This is a genomic window from Westiellopsis prolifica IICB1, from assembly GCF_004323185.1.
Lineage (GTDB): Bacteria > Cyanobacteriota > Cyanobacteriia > Cyanobacteriales > Nostocaceae > Pelatocladus > Pelatocladus prolificus_A.
Genome location: NZ_NAPS01000011.1, coordinates 20760 through 27183, shown reverse-complemented (window position 1 = coordinate 27183; position 6424 = coordinate 20760). Strand labels below are relative to the sequence as shown.

At 34.8% G+C, this 6424-nt stretch carries 5 protein-coding genes; 1 reads left to right on the top strand and 4 read right to left on the bottom strand.

Features of this window, described 5'->3' with window-relative positions; genetic code table 11:
- Nucleotides 1-197 precede the first annotated feature (197 nt).
- Nucleotides 198-377 carry a hypothetical protein gene (locus B4U84_RS29710; protein ID WP_131121508.1) on the top strand — a complete coding sequence of 60 codons (180 nt, stop codon included), beginning with the start codon at nucleotides 198-200 and terminating at the stop codon, nucleotides 375-377.
- A gap of 95 nt (nucleotides 378-472) precedes the next feature.
- Here B4U84_RS29710 and B4U84_RS29705 read toward each other — a convergent pair whose 3' ends face one another.
- From B4U84_RS29705 to B4U84_RS29690, 4 genes are all read right to left on the bottom strand, one after another.
- A complete protein-coding gene (locus B4U84_RS29705) occupies nucleotides 473-1417 on the bottom strand; it encodes an HAD family acid phosphatase (RefSeq protein WP_131121509.1) in 945 nt (314 codons plus the stop codon).
- A gap of 91 nt (nucleotides 1418-1508) precedes the next feature.
- Nucleotides 1509-3062, bottom strand: coding sequence for a thermonuclease family protein (locus B4U84_RS29700; protein WP_242677761.1), 1554 nt, complete (start codon nucleotides 3060-3062; stop codon nucleotides 1509-1511).
- Nucleotides 3063-3267: 205 nt separating this feature from the next.
- Nucleotides 3268-5331, bottom strand: a complete 2064-nt coding sequence (locus B4U84_RS29695) for an NERD domain-containing protein (protein WP_131121511.1) — start codon at nucleotides 5329-5331, stop codon at nucleotides 3268-3270.
- 218 nt (nucleotides 5332-5549) lie between these two features.
- Nucleotides 5550-6356 (bottom strand): 3'-5' exonuclease, encoded by an 807-nt coding sequence (locus B4U84_RS29690; protein ID WP_131121512.1) that lies wholly within the window; start codon nucleotides 6354-6356, stop codon nucleotides 5550-5552.
- Nucleotides 6357-6424 lie beyond the last annotated feature (68 nt).

Below are 6424 nucleotides of genomic sequence, written 5' to 3'. Positions count from 1 at the left end.
TACTGCATTTTTAATTAATTCTTGACTCTACTTGAAGAGTTAAGAGCAGGTTGCAATTGGGGTTTTTATATAAATAGAAGTGTGCGATCGCATCTGGTTATTATGCAATCACTGAAATATTATTTGCCGGTCTAATTGGTGCGAGCGCCCGATTTCCAAAACTTGTATTACTCGTACCTTTCAACAAACTAAACAAGGTGACTGTACAAACTATATACTACGAGCGATCGCTCTCTCAACTGGCGATCGCTTGTTGGTGTCGTAGTCTTGGGCTACTACTGGTGAGATTGTGGGGGATGGGGTGTTGGGGGATTGGGGGCGATCGCAACTATACAATTAAACTACTTTGTTTAATGCTGTTTCTAAACGAGTGGTAAATTCTGATGGGCGATCGCTAAATAGTTTTACTCGGCATCTGAGGTGTGGGGGCTTCTATACAACTGGTAAATTTTCACTAATTAACTTGAAAATTTTATTCTTTTAGCACCCAACGAGTTAAAGATTCTTTGCGTTGTCGATTTTTTTCTTCTGGGGTCATATCAAAAGAACTTTGCTTTTTAAATGCTTGTGGGTTATACATTCCTGTTTCCCAGTTGCCATACATAGGATTAGGTATTGCAATGTAAGCAGGTTTAACTATCCCTTTTGCGATATTAAACATACCGTAATTTTTCCGGTTATTGTCTACATGATCACGACGTTGTTGGTTATTCTTGCCTATGGTTTCGTCAAAGTCATTGAGGTTATCACCAATTAAAGTGATTACTGTATATCTTTTTCCATCAGCACTGCCATTTTTAACAGCGTCTACTCGCCATTGCTTAGAAGTATTCTCTTTGCCGTCAATCTTTTTGCTAAACTCTCCTTTTAATAATACTGTCTGTTCATTAACTCCCATAAATCCCACTGCTTTTAAATTATTGATAGTAGCTATTTCCAAATCATTATTTTTATAAGTTTTAACACTCTTTACATCTCGATTAGAAATAAAGAATACCTTGGCCCCATTTTTATTTACATAATTAACAAATTCAACTGCTCCCGGTACAGCCTTAGCTTTTTCTGCTTTAATCCATTGATTCCATATGGTAAGTTCAAAACCGTTATTACTATCTAATAATCCTGCTTGATAAGGGCTATTATCAAGAACTGTCTCGTCAATATCAACAATGATGGCGGGACGAGATATCTTTTTGGCTTTGGCTGTATCAAAGGTGAGTTTAGCTATATTGAATGCTTGATAAGCTAAAGCTTTATATTCTCCAGACTGCTGCACCCAACTAACTGCCAATACCGATTGTTCATTTAATTGTTGGTTAGTAATAGTGTCTTGGGTATCTTGGTACGCTGCTGAAAGTAGCATACTTGGAGCGACTAATGCAGTAAGAGTAAATAATTGAGAATATAATTTAGGCATTTTTATTTTGGAATTTTGGAGAACATTTAGCTACAGTTATGAGTGCGATCGCTATTCTGATAAATGGGTTCAGGTATTTTTAGTTTCTGCTTCAAGACTTTTTACTACGCCGCCATTGCCAAGGAGGAGTAAATTGTGAATCTCCCCAAATATTTAACTGTTTTTGTTTGGCTTCAGCTTCAGCCTGTTCCACAATACCAGCACTAGCACAGTTTTTCAGGTATTGACGATAAACCATCGCTAACCCTTCTTTCACCAATATCTGCTGTATGAAAGTACCATCTGGCAAGCGTACCTCAGCAACTTTGCGACCATAGCGGTCAGTATCTACGATATTTAGTTTTACCTGATCACCAACTTTGATGATAGATTCTAGTCGTTCTTTGGCTTTATTACCCCATAAAAACTGATTCTTATCAGCAGGAGCATTACTAGTTTTTTCTGCATCTGAATGAGGTACTTCTGCTGTATCTATACAAGCAAATCGCACTCTAATTTGTTGATTAGATGTATCGGTGACAGTTATTGTGTCGCCGTCATCAACTTGTTTAACTTGATAATTTGACTGAGTAGAAAGGTTAGGTTTATCTTCTAATACAGTTAATTGATTAGGCTCTGCAATTTTTAATGCAAACATTCCCCCTTGTGCTTTTTGGGGTGCAACATTGATGACTTTGACTTCTTTACCTTGTAAAGCAATTGGACTAGAAGCGCCAGGAACTTGGTTAAGAATTTTTCGAGGTATAATTAGCTGGTAAATTTTCTTGTCTTGTCCTGACATTTTAAAAGATTCAATCTCATTATTTTGGCGAGTCCAACCATTAATTCGCCCTAATATTTCTGATGGATTATTAATAAAATTATTAATTTTTTGATTTTGGGGACTATCGCCACAGTAAAAATTGACTGGATTTTGTTGGAAATTGGCACATTTTAAAATTTCCTCAGTTCTTTGAGAAATTTTTAGTAATTGTGAATAATCTTGCTCTTGACCACCACCATAATTAGCTTGCTTTTTAATATTATCCGGTGCATTTAGTAACACTTTTGTAATAATTTGACGGTCAGATTCAGAAAGTTTAGGTGATAAATAAACATTACCCCCGGGAATTTGCTTACTTAAGTGAATAATTTTTAAATCTTGGTCACTTGCAACTGCTTCATACGCTGCTGCCCCTACATCAGCTTTGCCAGTTTTAACTAATTCTTTAATATCTTTACTTCGATGCCCCATATCTACCCTAATACTTTTGCCATATAAATCATAAGCAGCAACATAAAAGCTAGAGGCGGAATTGAAATCTCCCATAGCAATAGTATTTGTAGATTTTAAATCATTGATAGATTGAATAGCACTAGTAGATTTTGTGAATAATGTAGCTTGATAATATGGAGGATTGTTTGGAAACATTATCGCTGCAAAATGATAATCGTTATTTTTAGCAGCTAGAGAAAGTATTGGTGATAAAGTAAAGGCAATATCCCATTCTTTATTTATCATTCTTTTTCTGGCTTCTTCATAAGAAATTGATTCATCACCATCAAGGACTATTTGCACTTTATTACCAAATTGATTTTGTAAATATTTTGTTAAGTCTTCATAGTAAATAGGTTTGCTTAAAATCCCTATTACTAGAGTAGGCACTTCTAATTTTTGTTCTCCAATTTCATTACTAGAAGACGTTGCGGGCACTATGGGGTTTGAGGTTTTTTTTGGTTCCCCAGAAGCACAACCGAATAAACTCAAAATTCCAATAAATACAAGAAAGTTTATGAAATAATAATTTTTACAAAAATTCAACATTATAGATACCAAATATGTGATGTTTAAAGTTCTTAATTAATCTATTTTAATTTCGAGAGTTCGCTTGATTATCTAATTCTTGAATAGCAGTGATTAAATTATCTAGAGTTGTGACTCTATAAAATTTACCCATATTAGATTTAATACTTTCATCAATATATGAACCCTTCGGAAATACAACAACACCATATATTGGTGATCTATTGTGAATACCTAAACCTCTATTTTTCATCAAAGAATCACAGTAAATTTTTAATTGGTGGTAGGGATTTTTACCCCAACATGAGAAAATGTGCAGTTTTCTATCTGCCTGTTGACAAATCCATCCAGTATTTCGTGCATCATTAATAGGTTTGATTACTCCTTTATAAGATTTAGCTTCTAAAATAATGCAGCTATTGTTTGTTACCACAATAAAGTCAGTAAATTTGCTTCCTTGTCTACCACTACCAACATCAAACTGTATTTCAATTCTGCTATTAGAAAAGTTTTGTTCTAAAGATTCTTTTATGGCGAGTTCAAAATCATTTAAAGGATGTTGACCCATATCTTCTTGAGCAATTTTAATCTGTTCACTCAAGGCATCATATTCAGCTTTTGATTGTTCAGCACGCTCTTTTAATATATCCTCTCGTTTTTGATACTGTGATAGTGAATTTTGTAGATTTTCTAGCTGATTTTGAAGTGCTTGCTCCTTTAAGTTTTGTTCATTTAATTGCTGTTCTAATTGATTGAGATTTTTTTGGTAATATTCTTCCCTAATTTGTAATTCTTTTAATTGAGATTCAACGAAAAAGCGAGCATTTTCAATTTCATTTATTTGTTGTTGTAGTTCCTGTAATTCATTTTCTTTTTGTTCATTTTGTTCACTGACTTTTAATTGTTTCTTGTGGATAATTTGTAATTGATGTGTTAATTTTTCAATACGCTGTTCATATTCTTGCCTCTGTTTTAAGTTTTGTTGCGATTGTGTTTTAGCCTGTTGTAATTCTTCTTGTAGCTTTACTGAGTTAGTATTGGTTGATAAATTTTTAATTGATTCCCTGAGTTGAATAATTTCATGTTTTAGCCGATTATTTAAACTACGCAGATTATTAGCTTCTTCTTCAAATCTATGACGCTCATCATCTCTTTGTTGTTGGAGTGACTGAAGTTCTTTGATTCTATCGACTAATTGAAGTTGTAAAATTTGGTTATTGTTTATTAATTCCTGCTCTCTTTCTTTAGCTAACTCGCTTTCGCGTTGTGCTTTTTCTTCTCTTTCTTCAGCTAACTCACGTTCACGTTGAGCCTTTTCTTGTCTTGCTTGAGCTAATTCAAGTTCCTGTTGTGCCTTTTCTTCACCAACCCGTTTCTTATAAAGAATAAACTCCAAAATACTCCAGACGAGGAAAGTACCACCCAAACAAGCGGCTAAACTTGTTGTATAAGTTTGAATCCTACTACTTCCAGAAAAAGGATTACTTAATAATGTTGCAATATCTTCTTGAAATGTTGGTCTTACACCCCTCACATAGTAAACCCTACCTATAACACGACCTCGATTAGTTAAACTTGTAGCACTGCGTTCAGTAGCTTGAGGTTGGCTATAAGTCCATTGTGGAAATACAGGTGGAGGATCTAGCAAGACATCATAAGGATGATTTTGTAATTGTTGTGGATTTAGTGCTGCTTTCCAAGATAAGAAACGTCCAGAATTTTTACCTGAATAAGCAATAATTTTTTGTCCGCTATAATCTGTAACAATTAAACCAAATAAGTTATAATTACTATCTAATGTACGCTGTACTTCTTCAGGTTGATTTTTAACGATTGCATAAGAAAGTTTCGTTGGTAAAGTATGAGATAAGATATTAAAATCAACAGTTTGAACCCGAAATATTGTTTGATTCCAATAGTTGTTATAACGGTCAAAAGTTACTGCTCCACCAATCCCAAAACTAATTATTCCTGTTGTTGCTAGTCTGGCTAATAATTTTAGTATTCCTCCTTGATTGGATGTTTGAGTTGCTTGGGTATCTGTGCTGTTGACCATTTGATGCTCCTGAAATTTATGTTTTGCGAGCAATACACTATTAGTTGATATCAGGATAAAAAATACTCTGAACAATACTGAATGCGTGATATTGATTACCGTGTGCGATCGCCTGGGTTTCCTCTAAGAATTTGGTGGGCTGGGCGATCCGCTCCTCATCCTCTTTGAACGTCGCGCCTCCTATCCCCCCTATCCCCCTGTTCTCCTTCCTCTAAGAAAAAAAGGCGGCACATTCCGATGCTTGGCTTGGACGAAGGGCTGACGTGGGGGTAATTACACACTGCATATTGCCTTTATTGATGAATCGATTCCCACACTTTCTTGATTGCTTTCTTAGTAAAGACAGAAAAATCACCCTTGTTCATCATCCAATCATAATAACTAGGTTCATCTTTTGAAAAAACTTGTAATAATGTTTTGCCTTTATGCTTACCAAAATTAAATATCTCCCTTTGTTGGTCATCATAGACTACTTTATTAGTTGGATCGAGTAAGTTAATAGGTGTGAAACTGCTTAGGCTCTCTAAGTTATTTTGTATTGGATAAGATATGCTGCCGTCGTTGTTTTCATACGGTACATTTTCATAATGCTGAAGCTGTGCTTTTAGAACTTCATAGGTAGCGCGAATATCATTTTCTGCATCATGAGCGCCGACTAAATCTTTACCGCAGTAGAACTTGTAAGCAGCTTTTAAAGTACGAGGTTCCATTTTATAGAAGATAGTCTGCACGTCAACGATACTTCTTCCTTCAAGTTTAAAATCTATTCCACAACGTGAAAGCTCTTCTATGAACAAAGGAATATCAAACTTATTAGAGTTATATCCTGCAATGTCGCTGTCTCCAATAAAAGTTGCCAAATTCTGAGCTACTTGAGCAAAGGTAGGTGAGTTGATAACATCATTATCATAAATTCCATGAACTTTAGATGCAGCAAGAGGGATAGAAACAGTCGGATTAATTGTCAGGGTTTTTATATCGTCACTACCATCAGGGAAGACCTTTAGTATTGCGATTTGAACAATGCGGTCTTTGACTATATCTGTTCCTGTTGTTTCTAAATCAATAAATACTAATGGACGTTTTAGGTTTATATTCATGTGATTTTCCTTTAGAAAATACAATTTTTTCTCAACTTAAATGTCGCTCTGTAATTAACTAATTGACA

Excerpts from the sequence above, each read along its gene's own strand:
- B4U84_RS29690 (WP_131121512.1), bottom strand. The coding sequence starts at position 6,356 with ATGAATATAAACCTAAAACGTCCATTAGTATTTATTGATTTAGAAACA.
- B4U84_RS29705 (WP_131121509.1), bottom strand. The coding sequence starts at position 1,417 with ATGCCTAAATTATATTCTCAATTATTTACTCTTACTGCATTAGTCGCT.